Here is a 24,718-nt window from a genome sequence, read left to right as displayed (position 1 = left end):
GCTGACGAGTGGTTACAGTCATTCGCCTTCGCATGGAATCAGCTTATCTGAACACTACCTCTCGTGAGGGTCGGGAGCGGTGGGCACCGGAAACTGTTCAGGACGAGCGTTAGCGTCCGACCGACGAGCGGACCAACTCGACCGCCCGGTAGCCGCCGTACGAGAGGGCGACAAACCCGACGACGAAGACGACGGCGCCGACCGCGAGGCCGTAGTCACGCCACACGACGTTGACCGCGACGAGCAGGAGATAGACGAGAGCGGCGAGCGCTGGGACGCCGAGGATCACCGCGATCAGCGATTTCGTCTCGTCGAACGGACGACGTGAGGGCACGGACGTTGGTTCGTGTGGCTGGGTGAAAACCGCGTTGGACTCGGTGCTTCGGAAGTGGTGAATCGGTCGTCTTGTGTGGGTTGTTCCCGGTACGGACACGCTCCTCGCGCACAGTATCCGGATTCGCTTGCCCGCTCAGTACTGCGTTCCCCGTGTGTCTACTGGCACCTCAGCGCCTCGACTCTGGTACCGTCGCCATGAGATATGTGAACAGCCGTTGGTTTTATATTCTCCCCCAACTGTCGAGATGATAATGAGTGAAAAAGAATCACAAACATCGTTTAACGAGATCAAGCGGCGGGGATTCCTTGGCGGGGTAGCGTCGCTGCTTTCGGCGGCAGCGTACACACAGCAGATCCCGAAGGCGGCCGCCAAGCCGGTCACGACGGGGAGCAAAAGCGACACGCAGCACGTCACCTCACCGGACGGCCGCATTACCGTGACCGTCGATAGTTCGGACGGGATGCCAGCCTACAGCGTCGCGGTCGATGGAACCACATACATCGATACGTCAACGCTGGGATTCGACTTCCAAAATCAAGCCACGTTCGGTGCGGGGGCCGACTCAAGCGCCGACGTGACGGTCACGGGAAGCGAGACTGCGCAGGCAACGGAAACGTGGGAACCCGTCTGGGACCAGTACGAGCGTGTCGCCGAACAGTATACCACGCTTCGGCTCGGTCTCGAGGAAACAACCGATCCGGGCCGCTCGGGGAATCTTGAGATCCGCGTGTTCGACGACGGACTCGGATTCCGCTTCATTCTCGACGAGAGCTTCACCGCAAACGGCGACAAGGCAGTCATTCGATCGGAGAACACGCAGATCAACTTCGCCGGGGACTACACCTGCTGGTGGATCCGGAACGCGTTTACGAACCCTCGCTTCGAGCAAGAGTACACGGAGTCGAGATTGAGCGACGTTGCAGCAGGAACTCGCAGCATCCGGCCAACCGGGACCGAGATCCGGACCGGTGCGCACACACCACTGACGATCGAGGCAAACGACGAGACGTACCTGAGCGTCCATCAGGCGAGTCTCGAGGACTACGCACTCGCGTCGCTTGCACCAACGGCGGACGGTGGCGGGACGCGATTCGAAACCCAACTCGCGCCCCTGCCAGATAACACGAAAGTCTCGTGGGAACTGCCCAACGCGACGCCGTGGCGAACAGTTCAGGTGGGAACCTCGCCTGAAGACCTTCGCGAGTCGTCGCTCATCCCACTGCTGAACGAGGAGCTCGATACAGACGCGCTGCCCTCGAAGAATGGGCAGCCGGACACCGACTGGCTCACGCCGCGGAAGTATGTCGGCATCTGGTGGACGATGATCGCTGGGAACGCCCACTGGGAATACAGAGACGACGCAGGTCCCAGCTACATCCACGGTGCCCGTACCGAACGGATGAAGCGGTACATGCATTTTGCTGCACACAACGGCATCGAGAGTGTCCTTGCCGAAGGGTGGAACCAGGGCTGGGACACGTACCCAGGAGATGGTACGGGTTTCGAGATGGGCGTCAACGACTCCTATCCGGACTTCGACGTCCCGGAGGTCACCGACTACGGGGCTGACCGCTCTGCCCCTGTGGAGATGACGATCCACAACGAGACCGCGGGCAACATCGTCAACTACGAAGACGAGGTCTTCGAGAATGATATCTTCGAGGGGTACGAGGCTGAGGGCATCCGATCGATCAAAAACGGCTACGTCTCGGACCCTGGACTCAGCTTTGAGGGTACTGGGGCACAGGCGACACACACCCAGCACTGCCAGCTCGCGGTCAAGCACAACCGACGCGTCATCGCCGAGGCCGCCGGTGAACGACAGTGGCTGGAGATCCACGAGGGGATCGTCCCGACTGGAGAACGTCGGACGTACCCCAACGTGGGGGCGCGTGAAGTCGTGAAAGCCCAAGAGTACGACGGCTTCGGGGCGCTGGCGTCGAATGTCGGTCGTGACCATCACGTCACGCTCCCCTATACGCGCATGCTTGCCGGGCCGACCAGCTTCCAGCCGGGAATCTTCGATCTGGAGTTCACCGAGGACACCGGCGGGAAGGTCCAGACGACGCTCGCCAAACAACTCGCCATGTACCCCTCGTACAATGCGGGTCTCCAGATGGCTGCCGACCGAGTCGAAGCATACGTCGATGAGACCTTCGAGGTCGGCGAGTACGTCCAGGCCGCATCCGGCGATCTCACCGGCGGAATCATCACCGCGGACAACTGGCGCAACGCCTTCGGAACGAACTATGTCCCGTTGGACCCCAACCGCGAGCCGTCTGGAGCGTCGGCGTCGTTCACGGTACGCGATTTCGACGGCGCTGGCACCTACACGCTGCACTTCCGCTACGCCAGCGCTCCTGATGAAAACGCCGGTCGCGTCATCGACAACGGCAGCCCCGAATTCACGCTGTCGGTCAACGGCACTACGCAATCAGTCAGCCCCTCGTTTACCACCGGCTGGGACGAGTGGGGCGTGTACTCACTCGATGTGGATCTCCAAGCGGGGGACAACACACTCGCGTTCATCTTGGAGTACGATGACTCCGGCACCACATTCGCTGGTGATGTCGGTGGCTTGAATCTCAACACGGTCGGTGTGACCGAGCAGGGAGATCCGGCACCGTTTCCAGCTGCGTATACCGATCTCACTGAGGCCCACATCGCGAACGAAAACGTCGAGACGAAGACTGGCTTCGAGTTCATCGAGGCGATCCCGGCTGGCGGGTGGGACGATTCGGTCGCCGTCGACGGCGATATCGGCGAGTACTCGGTCACCGCTCGGAAGCACGGCGACGAGTGGTACGTGGGTGCCATGTCGGACGGCAACGGCCGCGCGATCGAGATCCCGCTGGAGTTCCTCAGCCCCCGCGACGAGAATGGTCGCGGAAAGGGCACCCCGCAGGGACCGAAGTTCGTCGCCGAGATCTACTCCGACGGGATCGGTGGTGGCGTCGATGCCGACCAGACCGCCCTCAGGAAAGACGTCGCCATCGTCGACCCGAGCACCGCTGTGTTGGCCTCAATGACCCGCAGCGGCGGGACAGCCGTTCGCCTTCGGCCAGCACGAGGAACCGAGATCAACGACCTCCCGGAGTACACCCTTCCAGAGCAAGACCTCTCGTTCGATATCTCCGCAGACGCGGCACTCGACGAACCGTTCATCACTGCAACGGGCAGTAACAGCGGCGACTATATCGGCGGCCGCACCGTCGATTTGCGTGTCGACGGTGACATCGTTGCGACCGAGAACGTCCGGCTGCCACCCAACAGCAGCGATGCGACCTTCACGTTCGGGTTTACCATCGCCTCGCGGGGCACGTATTCGGTGGAGCTACTAGACCACGACGACGGCGCTGTCTTGGCCGCCCAAACGGTCGACATCAATCCGGGCGAACTCATCGCCGAATTCACCGACCCGAGCGGCGATGATGCCGGGCCAGGGGGGTACACCTACCCGACTGACGGCGCGTTCCAGGATGGCGCGTTCGACCTGCGTCGATTCGCAGTGTACGAGTCGGAGACAGCCTACCTCTTCTCGTTCGAGGTTGCAAACCTGTATGACGCCTTCGGCGGTGCATTCTCGCCACACTTTTTTGTCGTCTACCTCAGCGATACCTCGATTGACGGTGGCCGGAGAACGCAACTGGACGATCTGAATCCCACTGTGGAGTTCGACTCGGCGTGGGACTACCGCGTGTCGGCCAGTGGCTTCAGTACAACCGTCGTCGACGATCAGGGCACGGACCTTGGGACGCCAGAGCGGCTTGTCGACCTGAACGGAAACACGGCGATCCTCTCAGTTCCGAAGGAGACGCTGGACGATCTCGATCCCCAGTCGGTGTCTGTCGCACCGATCGTCGGGTCTGAAGACTTCGGCTCGTTCCGGGATGTCGCCGTCGACCGGAGCGCGTTCACCTTCGGTGGGGCGGACCCAGCTGCCGTCGAGAACGCACCGTCTGTCATCGACCTGTTGACTCCCGAGGGCATCACGCAAGCGGAGGCACTCGCATACAGTACCGAGCGCCTTGCGACGATCCCGTTCACGTCACTGTGAACCGCCTCGGGGTCAAGTCCCGAGGTGATCCACCGCGGTGACCGCCCCGCGCATCGCGACCCACCGACCGTCCACGGCGCCGGACTCCCGCCGGAGACCGAGTCACCGACTGTCGAGTAGTCGCCGCTGGTTGCAGTATCGACACGCGCTGGGGCAGACCGAAGCTTCACATCGAGGCCGAGCGATCGGACGCCTGTGCCAGCGCCGCCCGTCGACAAGATGGTCCCACCGCGACTGAGCTCCGTCGGTGCGGAGTTCCTCGAAACAGGCCACGTCTGGCTGTACGAGTACCCTGACGGGACGCCGTTCGAGGCGCGGCTCGACGCCGCCAACCGACTGCAGTTCGCGTTCGCTGCCGGCGAACAGTCGGGACAGCCCCGTCGGTGGGTCGATGCTGAGGAGGTCCCTCCGGTGTTCGGGTTTGCCGTCCGAGCGCTCACGACGCACCTCGATCGGAGTGCCATCCGACGTGCGGTCGATGACCCGACAGCGGTCAGGCTCGGCTGTCTCGCGGTCCATCGTCGCCACCGCGGGTACGACTGGTCGAAGACGCCGCCGGTCGTGGGCGTCGATATCGCCTACCTGGGGGCGGAGTTGCTCCCACACGAACTCGACCGAGTATTCGAGGAGTTTGGCGTTCCCACCCTGCCGACACTCGATACGGAAGTTCACGTCCGGGATATCGATTCGAGTGGGGACACACTACCTGAGACACGGTGGGGCGAGGGGACCGCCTACGGGAGACTGTATCGTAAAAAGGGCGGTGGCGTCGCACTGACGGTGGCGAGCGAGTATGCCGGTGAGCCGCCAACGGCTACGCCGGTTCGTTCGGCTGTCGACGAGTACGCCGCGGCGGTCGCATCACCGGAGGTGCTCACGTCGCTCGTCGAGGAGCGCGACTCCTCAGCGAGCGTGTCGACCCTGACCGATGCCGTACTCGATCGAACGCTGCGAGCGGAGTTCGGGCAGCTCACCCACGGTGAGACGTCGTTCGATATCGAGGAACTCCGGAGTGCACTCGCTCGGCGTGTGGCGGCGTTCCGACAACAGGGAGGCTGACGGGCGGCAGGATGCGCCGAGTATCGGGTGGAGACGGGTTCAGGATTCGCGCCACTTGTGGCCGCACTCGACGCAGGTGAACAGCCGAACCTCGTAGGAGCCGCCCGGCTTCGGAATCATCTCGTAGTGGGCCCGGTCGCTGTCGCAGTCCTCGGCCGGACAGGGCTCTTGCATCGTCTCGGTGGAGTCCTGAGTCGCGTCGGCCACGTCGTACCCCGCCTCGGCGAGCACGGCGGCCGTCGGCAGCCCGATGTGGCCGAGGCTGTGGACGCACACGCGCTCGCTCTCGCGCTCGTCGGCTGCGTCGCCGCCGGCTACCGTCACGGCGACACCTCCGCGGTCCGTCGCTCGGCGAGCGCCGAGACGATCCGTTCGGCGGCGTCGCCGGCGCCGAACGGACACGGCCACTCGCGGGGCGTTTCGAGCATCTTCACGCCGGCCTTGTGGACCGCATCGGGGTCGGTGCCGGCAACGACGTTCGCGCCGACGGCGACCGACTCGGGGCGCTCGGTGTGCTCGCGGACGGTCACGCACGGCACCTGGAGGATGCACGTCTCCTCCTGTACCCCGCCGGAGTCGGTGAACACGACCGCCGCGTCCCGTTCCAGCGCGAGGAACCCCAGGAAGTCCACGGGGTCGACGAGGCGGATCCCCTCGGGAACGGAGACCGACCCGGACGCGAGCCGGTCGCGAGCGCGGGGATGGACCGGATAGACGCACTCCAGCCCGGTCTCGGCCGTGAAGCGGCCGATGCCCGCCAAGATCTGCCCGAAGGTGTCGGCGTCGTCGACGTTCTCAGCGCGGTGCAGCGTCGCCAGCGCGTACTCGCCCGACCGAAGGCCGAGGTCGTCGAGGACGGCCGCGCGCTCGCCCGCGAGCGACGCGTGCTCGCGGACCGCGTCGACGATCGTGTTGCCGGTCACGAGGCAGTCCTCGCCGCGGCCCTCCCGTCGGAGGTTGCGCCGAGCGGCCTCCGTGGGCGCGAACAGGTCCTCGGCGGCGTGGTCGATCAGGATGCGGTTCAGCTCCTCGGGCATCGTCCGGTCGCCACAGCGGAGGCCGGCCTCAACGTGACCAACGTCGATCCCGTGCTTCGCGGCCGCGAGCGCCCCGGCGAGCGCGGAGTTGGTGTCGCCTTGGACGATCACGATGCTCGGCGATTCGGCGTCGAACACGTCGCCCAGTCGCTGGAGGATCGCGCCGACCTGCCGCTCCTGGGAGTCGGAGCCGACGCCGAGCGCGTGGTCCGGCTCCGGGAGCCCGAGTTGGTCGTAGATCGCATCGCGCAGCGACTCGTCGTAGTGCTGGCCCGTGTGGACGATCACATGGGGTCGGTCGCGGGCGGCCAACTCCCGGACGACGGGCGCGAGCTTGATCACCTCCGGGCGCGTCCCGAGCACCAGCAGCGTCGGCGCGTCGCTACCCATCTGCGCCCCTCCGATCGCCGATGGGGACGCGTTGGCTGTCCGCCCCGCGCCCTCCCGTCAGGGGGCACCCGGGAGGCTCCCGGACGGTGGATCGCGGCATCTCGATTCGGTCTCGTCTCACAATACTGTCGGAAGCGTCCCGAAGTCGCTTTGTTAGTGATCTCGAAGGCGTATCTCGAGAGAGAGCCGGCGAACAGCCCGCTATGCGGGTTCGCGTATGGCCGCCGTACTGATTGGCGGTGCGCCGGCCGCGGCGGGCGTCATCGCGCCGATCCTCGCGGCCGTCGTCGCGTTCGGCGGCGCGAGCGGCGTGCTCACTGCCGTCCCGGCGGTCTGAGGTGCACCACTGGAACCCGAAGCACCCACCCGTCCCCGATCGACTGACGGTCGCTTCTCCCGCCTTCGATCGGTCGCCGCGCCGACAGTGTCCGACGCGCGGACGGTTGTACCGACGGCCGCGACGCTCGCAGCGTTCGTCGCGTTCGTCGTGCTCGTGGGGTCGATGGCCGGGATCGTCGCTCCCCTCTCCGGGGGCGACGGAGCGACGATCACCGAGCCGGGAGCCGCCCACCCGATCGCAAGTACTGTCCCGACGACGTACGCCGACGCGCTGCGCGAGCGCGGGATCGCTGCCAGCCCCGAGTTGCTCCTGTTCGAGGTGCGCGACAGCCGGACGTACACGGTCCGCGGCGCCGGCTTCGGCGCGTTCGCCTCCGTCACCGACGCGGCGATCGTCGACGGCCGTCGGCCGGCGACCGCGGACGAGGCCGTGATCGGCGCCGACCTCGCGCGGACGATGGGCGTGGAGATCGGCGACCACCTGACGTTCGGCGGGACGACCCGCCTGGGACTCGCACGCGTCGAGGTCGTCGGCGTGTTCACGGCGCCGGGACCGTTCGACGACCAGCTGATCGTCCCGCTGGCGACGGCGCGCGTGCTGACCGGGAAGCCGCCGGGGAAGGCGCAGTTCGTGCGCGCCGAGCGGCTCCCCGACGGCGGCATCGACGCGCGGTCGATCCGCGTCATCGGGATCCGCGTCCCGGCCCGCGCGGAACCGAACTCCACGGTCGAGGCGACTGTCGTCGTCGAGAACGTCCGGGACGATCGGACGACTGCGACATTTCCGATCGCCGTGGGGAACCGGACGATCGAGCGAGAGGTGACGCTCGGCCCCGGCGACGACGCGACGGTCCCGGTCGCCGCCGAGACGGGCGCGCCCGGTACGATCGCCGTCTCCGCCGGCGATCTCACGCGGACGATACGGGTCGGGAACGCGACGGCGGGGGCGCTCACGCTCGGGCCACTCCCCGACCGCGGGCCGCCGAACGCGACGCTGCTCCTCCGCGTTCGCGATGCCGACGGCGTCGTGGCTCCGCGGGGGCCCCTCGCCGTCGTGTCCGGTGATATCCCAGCGGTCGTGGACGACGACCGGTGCGCACCTGTTCCCGGCCGCGCCGGCGACGATCCAGCCGGCAAGCTACGACCGTTGGCTCGTCCAGCGCTCGCTCGTGTACGACGCCGGCGGCTTCGACCCCGTCGTCGCGACGCTGCCGGCGGCGGTCGGTGACCCGGAAGCCGCCGACCTCGGCGGCACCTGTTGAGGAACCCCGGATGTCGAGAATTCTCGCCGCTCGGTCGTCGGTCGCCCTCGCCTACTCGTCGTCGAGGTACGGCGCGCACACGCGGCGGACGCCCTCCTCGAAATCGACCTCGGGCTCCCAGCCGGTCGCCTCGCGGATCTTCGTGATGTCGGCGCAGGTGTCGTGGACGTAGTTCTCCAGCGGGATCGGCTCGTACTCCGGCTCCACGTCGGTACCGAGCGCGTCGTTGATCAGCTCGACCATCTCGTTGAACGAGTACGGATCGCCCGTCCCGAGGTTGTACACGCCGGTCAGCTCGTGGTCGGCGATCGACTCCAGTCCGCGAACGATGTCGTCGACGTGAGTAAAGTCGCGGGTCTGCGAGCCGTCGCCCCACAGCACCGGCGACTCGCCGTTGGCGATGTCGTCGGTGAACTGCGAGACGGTGTTGGCGTACTCGCCTTTGTGCCCTTCGGCGCCGCCGTACCCCTGGTACACCGAGAAAAAGCGCGCGCCGGCGCACGTCAGGTCGTCGTAGAAGTCGTTGTAGTACTCGGCGTAGCGCTCCCGGCCGAGCATCGAGGCGTCGTACCCTGTCGACGCCTCTAGCTCCATGTCCTCCGGCGACGGCTCCGTCCGGCTCCCGTACGCGGAGGAGGTCGAGGCGTACACGACCGTGTCGCAGCCGTCGTCGCGGGCCTGCTCGACGACGTTCACGAACCCCTCGATGTTGACGCGGGCGCCCTGTCGGGGGTTCTCCTCGAGCATCTGCCGCGAGGACAGCGCCGCGAGGTGGAATACGATGTCCACGTCCGTCGGGAGGTCGTCGTCCAGTACGTCCGCTTCGACGAACTCTACGTCCGCCGAGAGGTTCTCGGGCGTCCCGAGGTAGCCGTTGTCGAGGGCGATCACGTCGTTGCCCGCCGCCGCCAGCGTGTTCGCGAGGTTCGAGCCGATGAACCCCGCACCGCCGGTCACCAGCACACGTGTGTCGTTCATACCCGAGATGGCCCCGCCCGGGCAAAAAGCCGTGTCGGTTGACTGACTGGGATCGAGTCGGTCGACTCAGAGGGTGTCGAAACCGCGCCCGGCGGTCGATCTGATCGGACGGCGGCGGTCGATCTGATCGGACGGTCGCGACGCCTCCGTGCGGATCGTCCCCGCGGGTGGTCCGGGTCCATGGTTTTATGCGGGTTCCCGGACGACCATGAACAAATGTCGTCCATCGAACTCACCGACAGTCAGCGGAAGATCCTCAACGAACTGGTGAACCTCTACCGCGAGGAGGAGGACGCCGTCAAGGGCGAGACGATCGCCGACGCCGTCGGCCGCAACGCCGGCACGATCCGCAACCAGATGCAGAGCCTGAAGGCGCTGCAGTTGGTCGAGGGCGTACCGGGGCCGAAGGGGGGGTACAAGCCAACCGCGACCGCCTTCGAGGCGCTGGACCTCCAGAACCTCGACGAGCCAGCGTCGACGCCGCTGTTCCACGAGGGCGAGCGCCTCGACAACGTCAACGTTCAGGAGATCAATCTCACGTCCGTCCACCACCCGGAGTTGTGCCGCGCGGAGATCCACGTGCAGGGGTCGGTTCGCGACTTCCACGAGGGCGACTCCGTCAGCGTCGGACCCACGCCGCTGTCGAAGTTGGTCATCGACGGCACCGTCGACGGCAAGGACGACACCGCGTCCGTCCTCATCCTCAAGATCGACGGGATGGAGGCGCCCTCGGAGCCGCCAGAACACTGATCCGACGCGGGGCGAGCGCGCCGCGTCGAGTGGGCGAATGGTACGGCCGAGCGGGCGCCGAGCACGCAACGCCGGCGCACGTACCGAACTGGGAGCGAGCGTGCAGCGCTGTGAACGAGTGTCCGGTGTTCGAGCCGTCGAGACGGCGTCGAAGACGAGCCGACCGGTCTGGGGGGGTCCACCACGCGAGTGCCGCCGCTGGCTGGCGGTCGATATCTGTGAAGAACCGAGGGGACGTGTTCGGTCGGTCGGTCGTCGCGTGCTACTCCGCCGACATCACATGTCGCTCCAGGCGTTGAGCGCGCGCCCGTAGCCCGACACGTCGGCGATCCAGCGGCTCGCGACCGCCTTCTTCAGCGCCTTGGCGGTCGGGCCGCCGAAGGTGTTGATCGGGACCTCGACCCCGCCCGCCTGCACGTCGTGGGCGACGGCCTCCTCGCCGACGGAGATGAGCGTCCCCTTGTCCTCGTGGCGCCACGACTTCAGGGGGGCGCCGCGGACGGCGCGCGCGAGGTTCTCACCGGCGACCTCGGCGGCCTGCCAGGCGGCCTGCGCGGTCGGCGGGGCGACATCGTCGTCGCCCTGGTCGACGAGCGCGGTGTCGCCGATGGCGAACACGCGGTCGTCGCTCGTCTCGAACGTCGACTCGGCGTACACGCGGTTGGAGCGCTCGTCGGCGTCGAGGTGGAAGTCATCGATCTCCGGCTGGCCCGTGATGCCCCCGGTCCACAGCAGCACGTCGTACTCCATCACGAGGTCCTCGGAGAAGTCGATCTCCTCGTAGTCGGGCGCGTCACCCTCCCCGTCCTCACCGTAGTACTCCGCCTCGGCGCCGCCGAGGTAGACGGCGTGCTCGTCGACCTTCGAGATGAACTCGCCGGTGGAAACCGCGATCCCCTTCTGGTCGAGGCGCTTGCGGATGGCGCCCTGCACCTCAGGGTCGTTGTTCGGGAACACGGAGTCGAGCCCCTCGACGATCTCGATGTCGATGGGCGCCTTGTGATCGTCGCGGTACTCAGCGATCTCGCCGGCCGACTGGATCCCCGAGAGGCCGGCACCCCCGATCAGCACCTTCGCGGGATCGGTGGTGGTGGCCTCCTGCCCGGCGGTCTTGACCGCCTGGTGGATCTCGCGGGCGTCGTCGAGCGTCTTGAGCGTGAGCGCGTGCTCGCGCAGCCCATCGATGCCGAAGAACGCCGTCGCCGACCCGACCGCGACGAGGAGGTAGTCGTAGTCGATCTCGTCGCCGTCGCGGGTGTGGACGACGCGCTCGTCGGTGTCGATGTCGGTGACGCGACCCTTCAGGAAGTTCGTGTCGTCGCCTTTGATCTCCTCGACCGGGATGGCGACCTTCGACTCGACCTCCGGCTTGCGGATGACCCGGTGGGCCTCGTGAAGCACGAGGTGGTAGTCGGTGTCCGACACCCACGTCAACTCCGCCTCGCCCGGTTCGATCGCGTCCTCGAACGCCTTCACCGTCCCGGCACCGGCGTACCCGGCCCCGACGACGACGACCTGCTGGCTCATGGCCGTTCGTTCCCGGGCGGAGGATAAATGCGTGTTGAAACCGCCAGCAACGGACGGTTCAGCCTCCGATCGACTGTGGTCGCAGCTACTCCATCGACAGGCCGGCGTGCCAGCGGTCGACGCCCGCCTCGCGCTTCACCTCGTCCATGCGCGCGAGCAGCGCCGCCGCGAGGCTGGCGCACTCGGCCGCCCGCGACTCGCCCTCGGTGCGGAACTCGCCGGTGACGCGGTTGGCGTACACCGCACAGACAGCGCCGGCACGGAGGCCGTACACGTTCGCGATCGTGAGAATCGAGGCGGCCTCCATCTCGATGTTCTTCACGTTCGCCTCGCGGAGTTCCTCGACGAGCGCGTCGCTGCCGGCGGCCTCAAACCCCTCGAACCCGGGGCGCCCCTGCCCGGCGTAAAAGGAGTCCGCCGACATCGTGATCCCGACGTGGTAATCGTAGCCGAGGCGTTCGGCGGCGGCAACGAGCGCGGAGACGACCTCGTGGTCGGCCGCGGCGGGGTAGTCCTCGCGGACGTACTCCTTGCTCGTGCCCTCCTGGCGCACCGCGCCGGAGGTGATGACCAGATCGCCCACGTCCATCCCCTCCTGGATGGCGCCGCAGGAGCCCACGCGGATGAAGGTGTCCGCGCCGACGCGCGCGAGCTCCTCGACGGCGATCGCCGTCGAAGGGGAGCCGATCCCGGTGGAGGTGACCGACAGCGGCTCGCCGTCGTACGCGCCGGTGGCGGTGCGGTACTCGCGGTGCTGTGCGACCTCCTCGTGGTCGTCCCACAGCGCCGTCACCTTGTCGACGCGCTCGGGGTTACCCGGGAGGAGGACGGTGTCTGCCACGTCGCCGGGACCGACCTCAATGTGGTACTGGACCTCGGCGTTCGGGTCCTCGCTGTCGTCGCTGGGGTCGCGATCGCTCATGTCCGCGCACTTCTGTGAGGTGCCTTGTAAGTCCGCTCGTTTCGGCGGCGCCGCGGCGTGCGACCGCGACCGCACGCACAGATCTCCGGCGTCGACCGCCGGCTCCCGGCCGTTTTTGTCCCGCGGCCGGGAGCGCCACGCATGGAGTTTCCAGACGCGGGCGACGAGCGGTTCGAGTCGGTCGACCCGGCGGCGGTCGGCCTCGACCCCGACGCCGTCCGCGAGGCCGCCGAGTTCCACCTGACGACCGGCACGCCGCCCGCGCAGGTCGCGTACGACTTCTCGAACCAGGAGCCGTGGGACGAATCCGAGGGGGAGTTGGGGTACACGCTCGGGCCGATGCCCGACCGCCGCGGCGGCCCTGCCGGCCTGATCCTCAAGGGGGGTCGCCTCGTCGCCGAGTGGGGCGACACCCGCCGCGTCGACCACTCCTTCTCGGTGGCGAAGTCGTTCCTCTCCATCGTCGCGGGCGCCGCGTGGGACCGCGGGCTGTTCGAACTAGACGAGCGGGTGGCCGACGCCGCGGGACACGCCGAGGACGGCGGCTTCGACTCCGAGCAGAACGCGTCGATCACGTGGCGCCATCTCCTGCAGCAGACCAGCGAGTGGGAGGGCACGCTGTTCGACCGCCCCGACAGCATCGACCGCAACCGCGGCGTCGGCAAGACCGGCGGCCCGGGGAAGGGAGAACACCGAGAACTGCAGGCGCCGGGCACCCACTGGGAGTACAACGACGTGCGGATCAACCGCCTCGCGCTGTCGCTGTTGCGCCTGTGGGCGAAGCCGCTGCCGCGCGTGCTCGCCCACGAGGTCATGGATCCCGCGGGCGCGACGCGGACGTGGGGGTGGCACGGCTACCACAACTCCGACGTGACCGTCGAGGGCCGGACGATGAAGTCCGTCTCCGGGGGCGGCCACTGGGGCGGCGGCTTCTGGGGCTCCGCCCGCGATCTCGCACGGGCCGGGCACCTCCTGTTGAACCGGGGGCGGTGGGGGGGTCAGCGGCTCCTCTCGGCGGAGTGGGTCGACGCCGCGACCGCGCCGTGCGAGGTGAACCCGAACTACGGGTTCCTGCTGTGGCGCAACGCCGACCGGACGCTGTGGCCGTCTGCGCCGGAATCGGCGTACGCGATGCTCGGGCACGGGCAGAACGTGGTGTGGGTCGACCCCGAACACGACCTCGTGGTCGTGCTGCGGTGGCTCGCGCTGTCGGACGACCGCGCCGACCGCGAGGATCTGCCGAACCAGGACCGCTTCTTCGATCGACTGCTGGCGGGCGTGTGACGCGGTCGACGGCTACCGCTGCCCCCGTTCGCGACCGTCGGCGGCGTCGGTGAGCGTCTCGAGACTGATCGTCTCGGGGATGAGTTCCCCGAGCGTGTAGGTGGACACGGTGTCGCCCTCGTCGCAGACGACCTCGAGGTCGGCGTCGCAGAACTCCGCGAGCGTCTGGCGGCACATCCCGCACGGGGTGACGCCGTCCTCGGCGGCGGAGGCGACCCCGAGGCGGTCGAACTCGGTGTACCCCTGCTTGACCGCCTCCGCGACCGCGACCTCCTCGGCGTGCAGCGAGTTGGAGTAGTTCGCGTTCTCGATGTTGCAGCCGACGAAGACGGTGCCGTCGGCCGTTCGGAGCGCGGCGCCGACGGGGTACTCGGAGTAGGGGACGTACGCATCCGCGAAGGCGTCGCGGGCGGCGGCCACGAGGGGATCGTCTGCGGGGTCGCGCGGCTTTGCCCCGGTGTCGTCGGTCATACCCGAGCGAACCGCCCGCGCGTACTTAATCGTGTGTCGTCGGTGTCGTCGGCGTCAGTGTCGCCGTCGCCGTCGCGGCGGCTCCCCGTCGGACGCGTGGCGGGCCCGACAGCGCCTTGACCGCGGGAGCCCAACGACCGCCCGTGACCGATCGAGCGACCGCGGCCGACGACGAGCGCGGCGGCGACGCGAACGGCCTGATCGAGGGCGAGTCGAGCGCCGTCGAGGCGTCCGGGCGACCGTACCTGCTGGGCGCCGGCGGGACCGTGACGCTGTTCGCCGCGGCCGCGGGCTACGTCGTCGCTGCGAACAACGAGGTCGACGCCGTGACGGTGTTCGACCTCGTCACGCTTCCGGGGTCGCCCGCGGCGATGGCGGTGTACGGGGGGGTGCTCTCCGCGCTCATCCTCAGCGCCCTCTTCGGACTCGTCGCCGTCGCCTCCCGGTTCGACGACGACGCGGTGAACTGAGCCGACTCGATGGACGCTCCGGACTCGGGTTGGACCGCCGGCGAGCGGGGTGCTTTTGTGGCCGCGGCGGCGAGTTCGGACATGGCGACGAGTGCGACCGAGTCGGCCGACGTATCCGGTTCGGAGCCAGACGACGCGTCGGACGAGGAGGTGGGCCGCGGACGGCTCTGGGCCGTCCTCGCGGTGCTCCCGTTTCTCGCGATCGGCCTCGCGGACGTGGTGTTGCTCCTGACCTGGGGGATCGACCCGCTGTGGGGCTTCGCGATCCTCCCGCCGATCCTGTTCTGTTCGGTGCTGGCGTACCTCGTGTTCTCGACGGACTTCCTCGAAGGCCGGACCTGAGTCGGCTCGCCGACCCACCGGGATGGGGCGCGTCGCCGCGTTCGGCCCGCCCGGCGCTGCGCTCACCCGCCGGTGTCGTACTTGTATGTTGCCTGCTCCGGGTCGATACCGAAGTCCTCGGCCGTCTCTTTCACCTCCGGCTCGGCGGCGCTCCCGTCGGGCGAGGCGTTCTTGAACCGTTCGCGGAAGCGCTCGGGCAGCACGAACGCCTCGCGGTCGAGCCGCATCGCGGTCGCGTCCTCGCCCTCGTCGGCGCGGACCTGATCGAGCCGGTCGGCCAGCGCCTCGGGAACGTCCTCGTCGAGGGGCTCGAAGCCGAACTGTTCGAGGTACGACGCCGTCGGCGTGAAGCAGTATACCGCCTCGAACTCCTCGTCGCCGGCCTTCTCGACCAGCCGCTCGACGACGTGCGCCCCGACGCCCTGTCCGCGCCACGACTCCAGCACCCCGATCCCCGTCAACTCGACGAAGTCGCCGTCGTCGGTCTTGTGGATCCGCAGGCGGCCGAACCCAGCTCGGGTGTTCGACCCCTCGTCGACCGCGATGACGTAGTCGCGCGATCGGAAGGACCGCTCGTCGAGGCCCATCTCTTCGATGTAGTCGAGCAGCCACGCCTCGTCCCGGTTTTTGGCGTCGCGGACGTACATATCGAGCGGTACGCGGTCCGGTGTGTTACCGTTTGTGGAGGAACCGACGCGACGAGGGCGCGGGAGGAGGACGGAGACGGCGAGGGAGTCGGAGACGGTGAGGGAGTCGGAGACGGCGAGGGAGCGGGGACGGGAAGCGTCGACCCGGCCGCCTGCACCGCCTCACCGCGCCGTCCACCCGCCATCGACCGCGAGGCACGCGCCCGTCACGTAGCTGGCAGCGTCGCTCGCGAGGAAGACGACCGGGCCGGCGACCTCCGCGGGGTCGGCGAACCGACCGAGGGGCGTGCGGTCGCGGATCGACTCCATGAGGCGTTCGTCATCCGCGATGTCGGCCGTGAGGTCGGTGAAGACGTAGCCGGGGGCGACGGCGTTCACGCGCACCTCGGGCGCCCAGTCGAGCGCCATCGACTTCGTCACGCCGACGAGGCCGTGCTTCGAGGCGACGTACGGGTGCTGTCGGGGGAGCCCCACCAGCCCGCCCACGGAGGCGACGTTGATCAGGCTCCCGCCGTCGCTCGCGCGCAGCGACTCGGCGGCCGCGCGGGCGCACCGGAGCGCGCCGCGGAGGTTCACGTCGAGCACGAACTCCTCGGCGTCCTCGGTCGTCGCCTCCGGCGGCCCGAGCGCACCGTCGGGGTTGACGCCGGCGTTGTTGACGACGATCTCCGGGCCGCCGAGCCCGTCGGCGACGGCCCCCATCAGCGCGGTCACGTCGTCGGTATCAGTCACGTCGGTCGGACGCGCAAGTGAGTCGACGCCGCAGGACTCGACCGCGGCGACGGCGTCCTCCACGTCCGCGGCGGTCCGGCTCGTCGGGACCACGTCGGCGCCGGCGTTCGCCAGACCGAGCGCGATCGCGCGGCCGATGCCGCGCGTGCCGCCGGTGACGACGGCGACGCGGTCGGAGAGGTCGAAGGCGGTCGCGGGATCGACGGCGGTTTCGGAGCCGGGTTCGGCGGCCGTATCGTCGCGCATGCCCCGTCGCACTCGGCGGCGGTACTTCGCTCTTGCCGCGGAGGCGGGCAGCCCCGACGCGGCGTCCCGCGGTCGTGTAAAATTACTTGCCCTCCCCGCAAAAACGGCCGAGCATGCGCGACGAGACGGACCCAGCGGTCGGCACCGACACCGTGGTCCACGAGCCCAGCGAGGCGTTCGCCGAGTCGACGAACGTCCGCGCGTTCGAACGCGAGTACGGTATCGACGGCTACGAGGCGCTCATCGAGCGCACGACGACCGAGCTGCCGGGTAAGCCGGACTCGGGCGTCGAGTGGTTCTGGGACGAGCTGGTCGAGTACCTCGGCATCGACTTCTTCGAGGCGTACGACACGGTCCGCGACGACGCGGACGGGCCGCAGTTCTCCGATTGGTACCCGGGCGGGGAGATCAACCTCGCGCACAACGTCGTCGACCGCCACGCCGCCGGCGACGCCCGCGACGACGTGGCCTGCGTCTGGGAGGGCGAGCCCGGCGACACCCGCGAGGTGACGTTCGGCGACCTCCACGAGCAGTCGAACCGGGTCGCCAACTACCTGGAGTTGCGGGGCGTCGGGACGGGCGACACCGTCGGTCTCTACATGCCGATGGTGCCAGAGGTGATGAGCATCCTCTACGGCTGCTTCAAAGTCGGCGCCATCGCGGTGCCGATCTTCTCGGGCTTCGGCGTCGACGCGACCGCGACGCGGATCGACGACTCGGCGTGTACGGTGCTGTTCACCGGCGACGGCTTCTACCGCCGCGGCAGCGAGGTGAGGCTGAAGGACACCGCCGACGAGGCCATCGCGGAGGCCGGCCACGTCGAGCACGTGGTCGTGTACGACCGATTGGGTAGCGAGGCGCGAAGCGCCTCGGACACGCGAGCGGGGGGCGGAGCGACCCGCGAGCGGAGCGACCCCGACTCCGACCTCGCGATCCCGTGGGACGACGACCGCGATTCGTGGTGGGCCGATGCGGTCGCCGAGCGGGCTCCGGAGTACGAGACGAAGTCCCTGCCCTCGGATCAGGTGTCGATGCTGCTGTACTCGTCGGGGACGACCGGGACGCCGAAGGGGATCGTTCACACCCACGCCGGCGTGCAGGTGCAGTGCGCCAAGGAGATCCACTTCGGCTTCGATCAGAAGCCCGACGACGTGTTCTGGTGGGTCTCGGATATCGGCTGGATGATGGGTCCGTGGACACTCATCGGGAACCACACCTTCGGCGGCACGGTGCTCATGTACGAGGGCGCGCCCGACTACCCCGGACCGGACCGCTTCTGGGAGATGATCGACCGCCACGACGTGACGCAGTTCGGCATCTCGCCGACCGCGATCCGCGCGCTGCGCAAGCACGGCGACGAGCACGTCGAGGGCCACGACCTCTCGAGCCTCCGCGTCCTCGGGTCGACGGGGGAGCCGTGGGACCCCGAGAGCTGGCTGTGGTTCTACGAGCACGTCGGCGGCGGGGAGGTGCCGATCGTCAACATCTCCGGGGGCACCGAGATCTGCGGCTGTTTCCTCATGCCGATGCCGGATCAGCCGCTGAAGCCGTGCACGCTCGGCGGCCCGGGGCTCGGCATGGACATCGACATCATCGACGAGGACGGTGAGAGCATCGCCGACAGCCACGAGCGGGGCTACCTCGTCGCGCGCGACTCCTGCCCGAGCATGACCAAGAGCCTCTGGTCCGGCGACGAGCGCTACCTGGCCGAGTACTGGTCGACGTTCACCGACCCGCCGATGTGGAACCACGGCGACTGGGCCCAGAAAGACGAGGACGGCTTCTGGTTCCTCCACGGCCGCGCGGACGACACGCTCAACGTCGCAGGCCGGAAGGTCGGCCCCGCCGAGATCGAAGGCGTCCTCATCGATCACGAGGCGGTCAACGCCGCCGCCGCGGTCGGCGTCGACGACGACACCACCGGCACCGCCGTCGTCGCGTACGTCGTGCTCGAACCGGGGGTCGACCCGAGCGACGAACTGCGCGAGGAGCTTCGCGACCTCGTCGGTGAGAAGCACGGCAAGCCGTTCCGCCCCCGCGAGATCCTGTTCGTCGACGCGTTTCCGAAGACGCAGTCGGGGAAGATCATCCGCCGCGCGATCGCGTCGGTGCACGAGGGCGAGGACCCCGGCGACCTCTCGTCAATGGAGAACCCCGAGGCGCTTGAGGCGCTGAAGGAAGCGAGGTAGAACCGCCGGCTAGAGCGACACCGACCCGACCCCGATCGACCGTCCTTCCGGCACGTCCGCGTCGTCCGCGTCGCCGGGCACGACCGCGGCCGTCGCGTCCAGCCCCGCGTCGCCGTCGGGCAGCGCGATCGCCCCGCCGACACGCAGCGGCGCGAGCACGCCCGCGGCGACCGCCCGGGGGTCCGACAGGGATGCCCTGACGGCGACCCGCGAGTCCGCACCGAGATCGAGCGCGTCGGCGACACCCCGCGCCGCCTCGAGGAGGTCGGCGTGCGAGTACGTCCGGTCGCCGTCCGCGTCCCCGAGCACCGGGTCGGCCGGGTCGTGGAACGTCGGCGGGAACGCGGGGTTCTCGCTCCACACCTCCTGCTCCCAGTGGGTGGTGTCCGGTCGGTCGGGGGCGCCCCCGAAGACGCACAGCTTCGAGCCGCCGGGGAGGTCGAACTCCGACTCGCGCTCGGCCGGGACGACGACCGCGCGGGCGTCGCTCTCGGGGTCGATGTCGGCGTCGAACTCCGTCACCGCGCCGAGGAGCGCGGCGCCGAGGAACGTGAGCACCGGCTCCGGCAGCGGCTCGGGAGCGACGGCGACGCGGTCGCCCTCGCGGACGCCGAGGTGGCTGAGGACGTTGCCCGCCTTGCAGGCGGTGTTGCAGAGGTCGAAGTAGCTGTACGTGCGGTCGAGCTCCGCGGCGTGGAGCGCGAGCCGGTCCGAGCGGCGCTCGCGGGTGACGAGATCCCCGACGAGCGTTGGGTCGGCCATGCCGGATCGAGGCACGCGGGAGCCAAGAGCGACACGGCACGACGCGGGCCCCGACGGATATCCGACGACCCCACGCCGCCGTGACGCTTTTGACGCTACGACTGACAACTCGGAACGATGTCCGCCCTCCAGCGGTTCGCTCGTCGGTCCCTTCCCGCCAGCGTCGCCCTCTACGTCGTGTTCGCGGTCGTTCCGGCCGTCGGGTTCTCGCCGGGGGTCCCCGTCGCCCCTGCCTTCATCGCCGGTGCGGGCGCGGGCGTGTTCGCGGTCGCGTTCGCGGGTGCGGCGTCCGCGGACGACCTCCCCGCCGCGCTGTCGTCTCGGTCGCCGGTGGCGCCGCTCGCGGCGGCCCTGGCTCCGCCCGCCGTCTGGTTCGCCGTGCTGCTGCTGTTCACCTCCCCGGAGTCCCCCGAGGCGGCGCTGGCTCTCGTCGGGGTGCTCGCGGTCGTCCCCGTGGTCGTCGCGGTCGTGCTGGCCGACCGCCTCCGGACGTGGTCGGCGCTCGACGGAGCGACGGAGTACGCCCAGTTCGACGGAGGCGACGGTGACGGAACCGGGAACGGAGCGAGGCCGACGGGGCCGGTCGCGGCGACGCTGCTCGTGGTCGCCGGGATCGTTGCCGTCAGCGCCGGCGCGGCCGTAGTCGCCGGGTCGGTCGGCGTCATCGCGGTCCCGCTCGACACGCTCGTTCCGTCAACGACGGCGCTCACGACCCTGCTCGGATCCGTGACGACGGTCTTCGCGGCCCTGGGGGACGACGACACGGAGTACGTCGTCACCGACGCCGGACTCCGGGTCGACCGCGCGCTCCACGAGTGGGACGAATTCGAGGGCTACCGCATCGAGGACGACGAGGTGGTGCTTCCCCGGTCCGGACGACTCCGCCCGGCCGTCACCGTCGACGCCGACGCGGTCGACGACCTCGATGCGGTCGCGACCGCGCTCGGGCGGTTCCTCCCGCGGATCGACGCGCGCGGCCGCGTCGAAGTCGAGGCCGGACGGGTTCGAGGTTCGGTCGACGGGGACGGGACGGCGTTGGACGCCGGTCGGTCCGCCGAATCGACACGGGACCGCTGACTCGGGACGGACGATGACGCCGCTTCGACCGACGCTACAGCTCCAGCCCGCGGATCGCGACGCCGTCGCCCTCGCCCTCGGCGACCTCGCCGATCACCCGGCCGTCGGTCTCGGCCGCCAGCGACTCGGCCTCGTCGGGGTCGACGGCTGCGACGAAGCCCGTCCCCATGTTGAACGTGCGGTGCATCTCCTCGTCGGCGACGTTCCCCTGCTCTTGCACGAACTTGAACACCGGCTGGACCGGCCACGGGTCCGCGATCTCGTAGCGGTGCTCGCCCAGTCGCTCCAAGTTGGTCCAGCCGCCGCCGGTGACGTGGGCGGCGCCGCGGACGCCGTGCTCGCGCATCGGTTCCAGCAGGTTGGCGTAGATGCGCGTCGGCTCCAGCAGCGCCTCACCGACGGTGTCGTACCCCTCGAACGGACAGGGATCGGTGTACTCGTGCTCGCGGGTCGCGGCCTCTCGCGCGAGCGTGAGGCCGTTCGAGTGGATGCCCGACGACTCCCACCCGACGAGCGCGTCGCCCGGCTCGGCGCGCCCGTCGAAGACGGCGTCCTTCGCGACGAGGCCCGCGCAGGTGCCGGCCAGATCCAGTCCCTTGATCACCTCGGGCATCACCGCGGTCTCGCCGCCGACGAGCGCGATCCCCGCGCGCTCGGCTCCCTCGCGGAGGCCGGCGCCGACCTGCTCGGAGAACCGCTCGTCGGGCTCGTCGACCGCGAGGTAGTCGACGAACGCGACGGGGTCGACGCCGGCGGCGACCAGATCGTTGGCGTTCATCGCGATGCAGTCGATGCCGACCGTCGAGTAGTCCCCCAGCGCCTCGGCGACGAGCAGCTTCGTCCCGACGCCGTCGGTCGCGAGCGCGAGGTAGCGGTCGCCGATGTCGAGCAGGCCGGCGTAGTCGCTTCCCTCGGCGCCGGCGTCGCCGACGGCCGACACGAGCGCCGCGGTCGCGGCCTCGCTGGCGTCGATGTCGACGCCCGCGTCGGCGTACGTGAGTCCTTCCTCCGTCTCCTCGGTGTGGGCGTCCTCGTTCCCGGCGTCGTCGGTCATGGTCGAGAGGGGTTCGGGCGGGAGCAAAAGCGCACCGACAGCGAGGTGTGAGCGAAGCGAGCACCTCGGAGGGCGGCGGAGCGGTCCCATGCCGCTCCGCCCACGGGCCCAGCGAGGCACGAACGCGGTGAGCGCCTTGGAGCGAACGGCGAACGGTGGACGGCTCGACGGGGGAGCGTCGCCGCGGCGTCTCAGAACAACACGAACAGGGCGAATCCGACCGCGAGGGCGGCGCTCGGGAGGAACGCCGCGAGCCACACTGGCGTCGACCACGACCGGACGGTCGCGCCGTCGAGCGGGCCGAAGGGGATGAGGTTGAACGCCGCCAGGAGGAGGTTCACCGCGACGCCGTAGGTTCCGAGCGTCAGCGCGAGCGCCGAGAACCCAGCCATCCCGATCGCCAGCAGCGGGACGAACACGGCCGCGAGGACGAGGTTCACGACCGGACCGGCCAGCGCGATGAGTCCGTTCTGGCGCTTGGTGATCCGCCCGACGTGGTGGACCGCGCCCGGCGCGGCGAACAGGAACCCGCCGAGCGCGGCGACGACCGCGAGAAACAGCATGCCGTAGTCCGCGCGGAACGCGGCCCGCTGGCCGAACCGGACCGCCGTGACCTTGTGGCCCAGCTCGTGCAGCAGGAACGCGACGCCGGCGGTGACGAGGCTCACGGCGAACAGGCCGCCCAGCGAGCCGACCGCTCCCGCCGCCAGCGAGTTCACGACCACGCTGCCGCCGCCGGCGAAAAACACCGCGAACGCGACCGACAGCGCGACCCACGCCACCAGGAGGTCGCGAAGCTCCCGCCCGGAGAACGACAGGCCCGCGACCGACGCGACGGCGTCGCTTCCGGTCGCTCGGCCGCCGCCCGCGCCCGCCCGACTCACGTGACGGCCCCCCAGAGGATCCGCGCCGATTCGCGGGCGCCCCGAATCATGAGGTCGGCGATGCTCGCGTCGAGCGACCCCGCGAACACCGGGACGACGTACGCCGCGAACAGCAGCGACGCGATGACGCTCCCGACGTTCGTCGCCGCGACGACGACGATCAGCCGGAACAGCGGCACGTCGAGCATGTCCGAGAAGATCGCGCGCACCGGCCGCGTCTCGTCTGACAGCAGCTCGTTCAGCGTGCCGATGTCGGAGACGTTCACCGTCAGGTGGCGAAGCTCCATGTAGCCCGTGAACCACCCCGGCGCGAGCAGGGGATTCACCGAGGTCATCCACGCGACGGCGCCGCCGACGCCCGCCGAGCGCCAGCGCGCGCCCGCGAGCTTCGCCAGTCCGGCGGCGAACACGCCGTTGATGAGGAACCACGCGGCGAACAGCGTGAGCAGCTGCTCGTTGCGCACGCCCGCCATCGCCAGCAACACGAAAAAGGCGATGAACGCGGCGGAGATCCCGAACGCGGCGATCTTCCCCCACGGGATCCCGCCCGACTTCGCCGTCCCGACCAGCGAGTCCATCGGCGGCAGCGACGCGGGCTCGGCGAGGTACGACTCGATCCCCGCGCGGTGGCCCGCGCCGACGACGGCGACCACGTCGTACCCCTCCTCGCGGAGGCCGACGAGCTGGTGGGCGATGTAGGCGTCGCGCTCGTCGATGAGCGCCTCCGCACCGCCCGGCGAGAACTGGCGGAACTCCTCCATCATCGCCGTCACCACGTCGGTGTCGGTGAGGTCGTCGGGGTCGAACTCCTCGTACTCCGCCTCGGCGGCGTCGGGCGCGACGCCGAGCGCGTCGATGGCGACGGCCGTCAGCGCGCCGACGCCCACCCCCGCGAGGAGGCCGAGCCCGAGGCTCCCGACCGCACGGACGATGGTGCCCGAGAGCAGCCCCGCGACCGCGTCGACGCCGACGCCGGTGACCGTCACCGCGCCGGCGACAGCGACGGCGACGACCGCGGCGACGCCGAGGGTCCTCACGCCGTCGGGCGCATCTGCGGCGTCCCCGTCTACTCCGCCCGCGCCACTCCTACCAGCGCCGCCGCCCAGCGAGAGCGACGCGGCGCGGAAGCCGAGGTAGCCCGCGACGAGTCCCGCGAGCGCGCCGACGCCGACGCGCGTGAGCACCGCGTCTGTGATCCCGACGGCGCCGCCGAACAGCCCGATCGCCGGGCCGAGCAGGACGCCGACGATCAGGCCGAACGTGATCCCGGCGACCCGCGGATCGGTGACGCCGAACGCGAGCGCGCCGACCATCCGCAGCTTCTCCATTCCAGAGAGCCGCGCCCAGAAGCGCTGGATCGTCACCTGGATGTCCCGGTCGACGAGTGCCACGGAGATGCCGAGGTCCTCGGCGGTCTCGACGGCCGCCAGCAGCTCGGCGCCGGGCTCGATGTCGAAGCGGTCGCCCATCCGCGTCTGGACGTACGAGAGCATCCAGTACGCGAGGAACTGGAAGACGGTGTTCCCCGTGAGGAGGTCGCCCGGATCGAGGTCGTCGGGCGTCTCGCCTTTCATCTGCCGGTAGCGCCCCTCGTCGAGCTCGACGGCGACGACGTCGGGACGCTCCTCGGCGACCGTCTCCTCGACCTCGCGGACGGACGCCTCCGAGACGTGTGCCGTGCCGACGACGCGGACGCTCCCCTCGCCGCGCTCATTGGAGGGGCGCGGCGCGCCGCCGGGCGCGGGGTCGGCGGCGGCGTCCGTCGCGGGATCGCCGCCCGCGTCGGAGATGCGGGAGTCCGGGGCGTCGGGATCGCGACTCACGGCCCACACCCCCCGCACGTGCCGGTTCCGGTGGTCATTGGCCGCGTGTTCCGGTCCAGCCCGTATACGCCTGTCGGAG

General features: G+C 69.4%; 22 protein-coding genes. 9 read left to right on the top strand and 13 right to left on the bottom strand.

What is annotated here, in order from left to right; genetic code table 11:
- Positions 1-109: 109 nt before the first annotated feature.
- On the bottom strand, positions 110-334 hold the full coding sequence (locus BUE16_RS15015; protein WP_073311186.1) for a hypothetical protein: 225 nt from the start codon (positions 332-334) through the stop codon (positions 110-112).
- Positions 335-587: 253 nt separating this feature from the next.
- On the opposite strand from BUE16_RS15015, the gene BUE16_RS15010 reads away from it, so the two are divergent.
- Positions 588-4,394 (top strand): glycoside hydrolase family 97 catalytic domain-containing protein, encoded by a 3,807-nt coding sequence (locus BUE16_RS15010; protein ID WP_073311184.1) that lies wholly within the window; start codon positions 588-590, stop codon positions 4,392-4,394.
- 195 nt (positions 4,395-4,589) lie between these two features.
- A complete protein-coding gene (locus tag BUE16_RS15005) occupies positions 4,590-5,453 on the top strand; it encodes a hypothetical protein (RefSeq protein WP_073311182.1) in 864 nt (287 codons plus the stop codon).
- Between the two features lie 39 nt (positions 5,454-5,492).
- Here BUE16_RS15005 and BUE16_RS17425 read toward each other — a convergent pair whose 3' ends face one another.
- Both BUE16_RS17425 and wecB read right to left on the bottom strand, forming a co-directional pair.
- A complete protein-coding gene (locus BUE16_RS17425; RefSeq protein ID WP_321166975.1) occupies positions 5,493-5,777 on the bottom strand; it encodes a hypothetical protein in 285 nt (94 codons plus the stop codon).
- The gene (gene wecB, locus BUE16_RS14995) at positions 5,774-6,880 is read right to left on the bottom strand and encodes a non-hydrolyzing UDP-N-acetylglucosamine 2-epimerase (protein ID WP_073311179.1); all 1,107 of its coding nucleotides are present in this window, start codon (positions 6,878-6,880) and stop codon (positions 5,774-5,776) included. Before wecB ends, BUE16_RS17425 begins: the two co-directional genes overlap by 4 nt.
- Positions 6,881-7,304: 424 nt before the next feature.
- Here wecB and BUE16_RS16760 point away from each other — a divergent pair, with 424 nt between their 5' ends.
- Positions 7,305-8,447 (top strand): ABC transporter permease, encoded by a 1,143-nt coding sequence (locus tag BUE16_RS16760; protein WP_073311177.1) that lies wholly within the window; start codon positions 7,305-7,307, stop codon positions 8,445-8,447.
- Positions 8,448-8,532: 85 nt separating this feature from the next.
- On the opposite strand, the gene BUE16_RS14985 is transcribed toward BUE16_RS16760, so the two are convergent.
- Positions 8,533-9,459 carry an NAD-dependent epimerase/dehydratase family protein gene (locus BUE16_RS14985; protein ID WP_073311175.1) on the bottom strand — a complete coding sequence of 309 codons (927 nt, stop codon included), beginning with the start codon at positions 9,457-9,459 and terminating at the stop codon, positions 8,533-8,535.
- 216 nt (positions 9,460-9,675) lie between these two features.
- Here BUE16_RS14985 and BUE16_RS14980 point away from each other — a divergent pair, with 216 nt between their 5' ends.
- Positions 9,676-10,209 (top strand): HTH domain-containing protein, encoded by a 534-nt coding sequence (locus tag BUE16_RS14980; RefSeq protein ID WP_073311173.1) that lies wholly within the window; start codon positions 9,676-9,678, stop codon positions 10,207-10,209.
- Between the two features lie 276 nt (positions 10,210-10,485).
- On the opposite strand, the gene BUE16_RS14975 is transcribed toward BUE16_RS14980, so the two are convergent.
- The gene (locus tag BUE16_RS14975) at positions 10,486-11,736 is read right to left on the bottom strand and encodes an NAD(P)/FAD-dependent oxidoreductase (protein WP_073311171.1); all 1,251 of its coding nucleotides are present in this window, start codon (positions 11,734-11,736) and stop codon (positions 10,486-10,488) included.
- 85 nt (positions 11,737-11,821) lie between these two features.
- Positions 11,822-12,658, bottom strand: a complete 837-nt coding sequence (locus BUE16_RS14970) for a nucleoside phosphorylase (protein ID WP_073311203.1) — start codon at positions 12,656-12,658, stop codon at positions 11,822-11,824.
- A gap of 141 nt (positions 12,659-12,799) precedes the next feature.
- Between BUE16_RS14970 and BUE16_RS14965 the strand changes: the two genes are divergently transcribed.
- Entirely contained in the window at positions 12,800-13,942 is a 1,143-nt protein-coding gene (locus BUE16_RS14965; RefSeq protein WP_073311169.1) for a serine hydrolase domain-containing protein, read from the top strand.
- Positions 13,943-13,954: 12 nt separating this feature from the next.
- On the opposite strand, the gene cdd is transcribed toward BUE16_RS14965, so the two are convergent.
- Positions 13,955-14,413, bottom strand: coding sequence for a cytidine deaminase (cdd, locus tag BUE16_RS14960; RefSeq protein WP_073311167.1), 459 nt, complete (start codon positions 14,411-14,413; stop codon positions 13,955-13,957).
- Between the two features lie 143 nt (positions 14,414-14,556).
- Between cdd and BUE16_RS14955 the strand changes: the two genes are divergently transcribed.
- Together BUE16_RS14955 and BUE16_RS14950 are read left to right on the top strand one after the other, a co-directional pair.
- On the top strand, positions 14,557-14,883 hold the full coding sequence (locus BUE16_RS14955; RefSeq protein ID WP_079991683.1) for a DUF7520 family protein: 327 nt from the start codon (positions 14,557-14,559) through the stop codon (positions 14,881-14,883).
- Positions 14,884-14,964: 81 nt separating this feature from the next.
- The gene (locus BUE16_RS14950) at positions 14,965-15,225 is read left to right on the top strand and encodes a hypothetical protein (protein WP_073311165.1); all 261 of its coding nucleotides are present in this window, start codon (positions 14,965-14,967) and stop codon (positions 15,223-15,225) included.
- A gap of 62 nt (positions 15,226-15,287) precedes the next feature.
- Here the strand turns inward: BUE16_RS14950 and BUE16_RS14945 are convergent, their stop codons facing one another.
- The gene (locus tag BUE16_RS14945) at positions 15,288-15,872 is read right to left on the bottom strand and encodes a GNAT family N-acetyltransferase (RefSeq protein ID WP_073311163.1); all 585 of its coding nucleotides are present in this window, start codon (positions 15,870-15,872) and stop codon (positions 15,288-15,290) included.
- A 162-nt stretch (positions 15,873-16,034) separates the two neighbouring features.
- Positions 16,035-16,850: an SDR family NAD(P)-dependent oxidoreductase gene (locus BUE16_RS14940; RefSeq protein WP_073311161.1), complete on the bottom strand. Its 816-nt coding sequence runs from the start codon at positions 16,848-16,850 to the stop codon at positions 16,035-16,037.
- A 113-nt stretch (positions 16,851-16,963) separates the two neighbouring features.
- On the opposite strand from BUE16_RS14940, the gene BUE16_RS14935 reads away from it, so the two are divergent.
- Positions 16,964-19,039, top strand: coding sequence for an AMP-binding protein (locus tag BUE16_RS14935; RefSeq protein ID WP_073311159.1), 2,076 nt, complete (start codon positions 16,964-16,966; stop codon positions 19,037-19,039).
- A 9-nt stretch (positions 19,040-19,048) separates the two neighbouring features.
- On the opposite strand, the gene BUE16_RS14930 is transcribed toward BUE16_RS14935, so the two are convergent.
- Positions 19,049-19,801, bottom strand: coding sequence for an AMP-binding protein (locus tag BUE16_RS14930; protein ID WP_073311157.1), 753 nt, complete (start codon positions 19,799-19,801; stop codon positions 19,049-19,051).
- Between the two features lie 117 nt (positions 19,802-19,918).
- On the opposite strand from BUE16_RS14930, the gene BUE16_RS14925 reads away from it, so the two are divergent.
- Entirely contained in the window at positions 19,919-20,878 is a 960-nt protein-coding gene (locus BUE16_RS14925) for a hypothetical protein (protein WP_073311155.1), read from the top strand.
- A 34-nt stretch (positions 20,879-20,912) separates the two neighbouring features.
- Here BUE16_RS14925 and purM read toward each other — a convergent pair whose 3' ends face one another.
- The 3 genes from purM to BUE16_RS14910 form a co-directional block, all read right to left on the bottom strand.
- A complete protein-coding gene (purM, locus tag BUE16_RS14920) occupies positions 20,913-21,932 on the bottom strand; it encodes a phosphoribosylformylglycinamidine cyclo-ligase (protein WP_073311153.1) in 1,020 nt (339 codons plus the stop codon).
- A 191-nt stretch (positions 21,933-22,123) separates the two neighbouring features.
- On the bottom strand, positions 22,124-22,750 hold the full coding sequence (locus tag BUE16_RS14915) for a site-2 protease family protein (protein ID WP_073311199.1): 627 nt from the start codon (positions 22,748-22,750) through the stop codon (positions 22,124-22,126).
- Between the two features lie 62 nt (positions 22,751-22,812).
- On the bottom strand, positions 22,813-24,639 hold the full coding sequence (locus tag BUE16_RS14910) for a TraB/GumN family protein (protein ID WP_073311151.1): 1,827 nt from the start codon (positions 24,637-24,639) through the stop codon (positions 22,813-22,815).
- Positions 24,640-24,718: the final 79 nt, after the last annotated feature.

The organism is Halobaculum gomorrense, assembly GCF_900129775.1.
Taxonomy (GTDB): Archaea; Halobacteriota; Halobacteria; order Halobacteriales; family Haloferacaceae; genus Halobaculum; species Halobaculum gomorrense.
The sequence above is the reverse complement of the archived record's forward strand: the minus strand, read 5'-3'. Positions and strand labels throughout refer to the sequence as shown.

Excerpts from the sequence above, each read along its gene's own strand:
- BUE16_RS14950 (WP_073311165.1), top strand. The coding sequence starts at position 14,965 with ATGGCGACGAGTGCGACCGAGTCGGCCGACGTATCCGGTTCGGAGCCA.
- cdd (WP_073311167.1), bottom strand. The coding sequence starts at position 14,413 with ATGACCGACGACACCGGGGCAAAGCCGCGCGACCCCGCAGACGATCCC.
- BUE16_RS14970 (WP_073311203.1), bottom strand. The coding sequence starts at position 12,658 with ATGAGCGATCGCGACCCCAGCGACGACAGCGAGGACCCGAACGCCGAG.
- BUE16_RS15010 (WP_073311184.1), top strand. The coding sequence starts at position 588 with ATGAGTGAAAAAGAATCACAAACATCGTTTAACGAGATCAAGCGGCGG.
- BUE16_RS14935 (WP_073311159.1), top strand. The coding sequence starts at position 16,964 with ATGCGCGACGAGACGGACCCAGCGGTCGGCACCGACACCGTGGTCCAC.
- BUE16_RS14945 (WP_073311163.1), bottom strand. The coding sequence starts at position 15,872 with ATGTACGTCCGCGACGCCAAAAACCGGGACGAGGCGTGGCTGCTCGAC.
- BUE16_RS14975 (WP_073311171.1), bottom strand. The coding sequence starts at position 11,736 with ATGAGCCAGCAGGTCGTCGTCGTCGGGGCCGGGTACGCCGGTGCCGGG.
- BUE16_RS14965 (WP_073311169.1), top strand. The coding sequence starts at position 12,800 with ATGGAGTTTCCAGACGCGGGCGACGAGCGGTTCGAGTCGGTCGACCCG.
- purM (WP_073311153.1), bottom strand. The coding sequence starts at position 21,932 with ATGACCGACGACGCCGGGAACGAGGACGCCCACACCGAGGAGACGGAG.
- BUE16_RS14930 (WP_073311157.1), bottom strand. The coding sequence starts at position 19,801 with ATGGCCGACCCAACGCTCGTCGGGGATCTCGTCACCCGCGAGCGCCGC.
- BUE16_RS14940 (WP_073311161.1), bottom strand. The coding sequence starts at position 16,850 with ATGCGCGACGATACGGCCGCCGAACCCGGCTCCGAAACCGCCGTCGAT.
- BUE16_RS14925 (WP_073311155.1), top strand. The coding sequence starts at position 19,919 with ATGTCCGCCCTCCAGCGGTTCGCTCGTCGGTCCCTTCCCGCCAGCGTC.
- wecB (WP_073311179.1), bottom strand. The coding sequence starts at position 6,880 with ATGGGTAGCGACGCGCCGACGCTGCTGGTGCTCGGGACGCGCCCGGAG.
- BUE16_RS14980 (WP_073311173.1), top strand. The coding sequence starts at position 9,676 with ATGTCGTCCATCGAACTCACCGACAGTCAGCGGAAGATCCTCAACGAA.
- BUE16_RS14985 (WP_073311175.1), bottom strand. The coding sequence starts at position 9,459 with ATGAACGACACACGTGTGCTGGTGACCGGCGGTGCGGGGTTCATCGGC.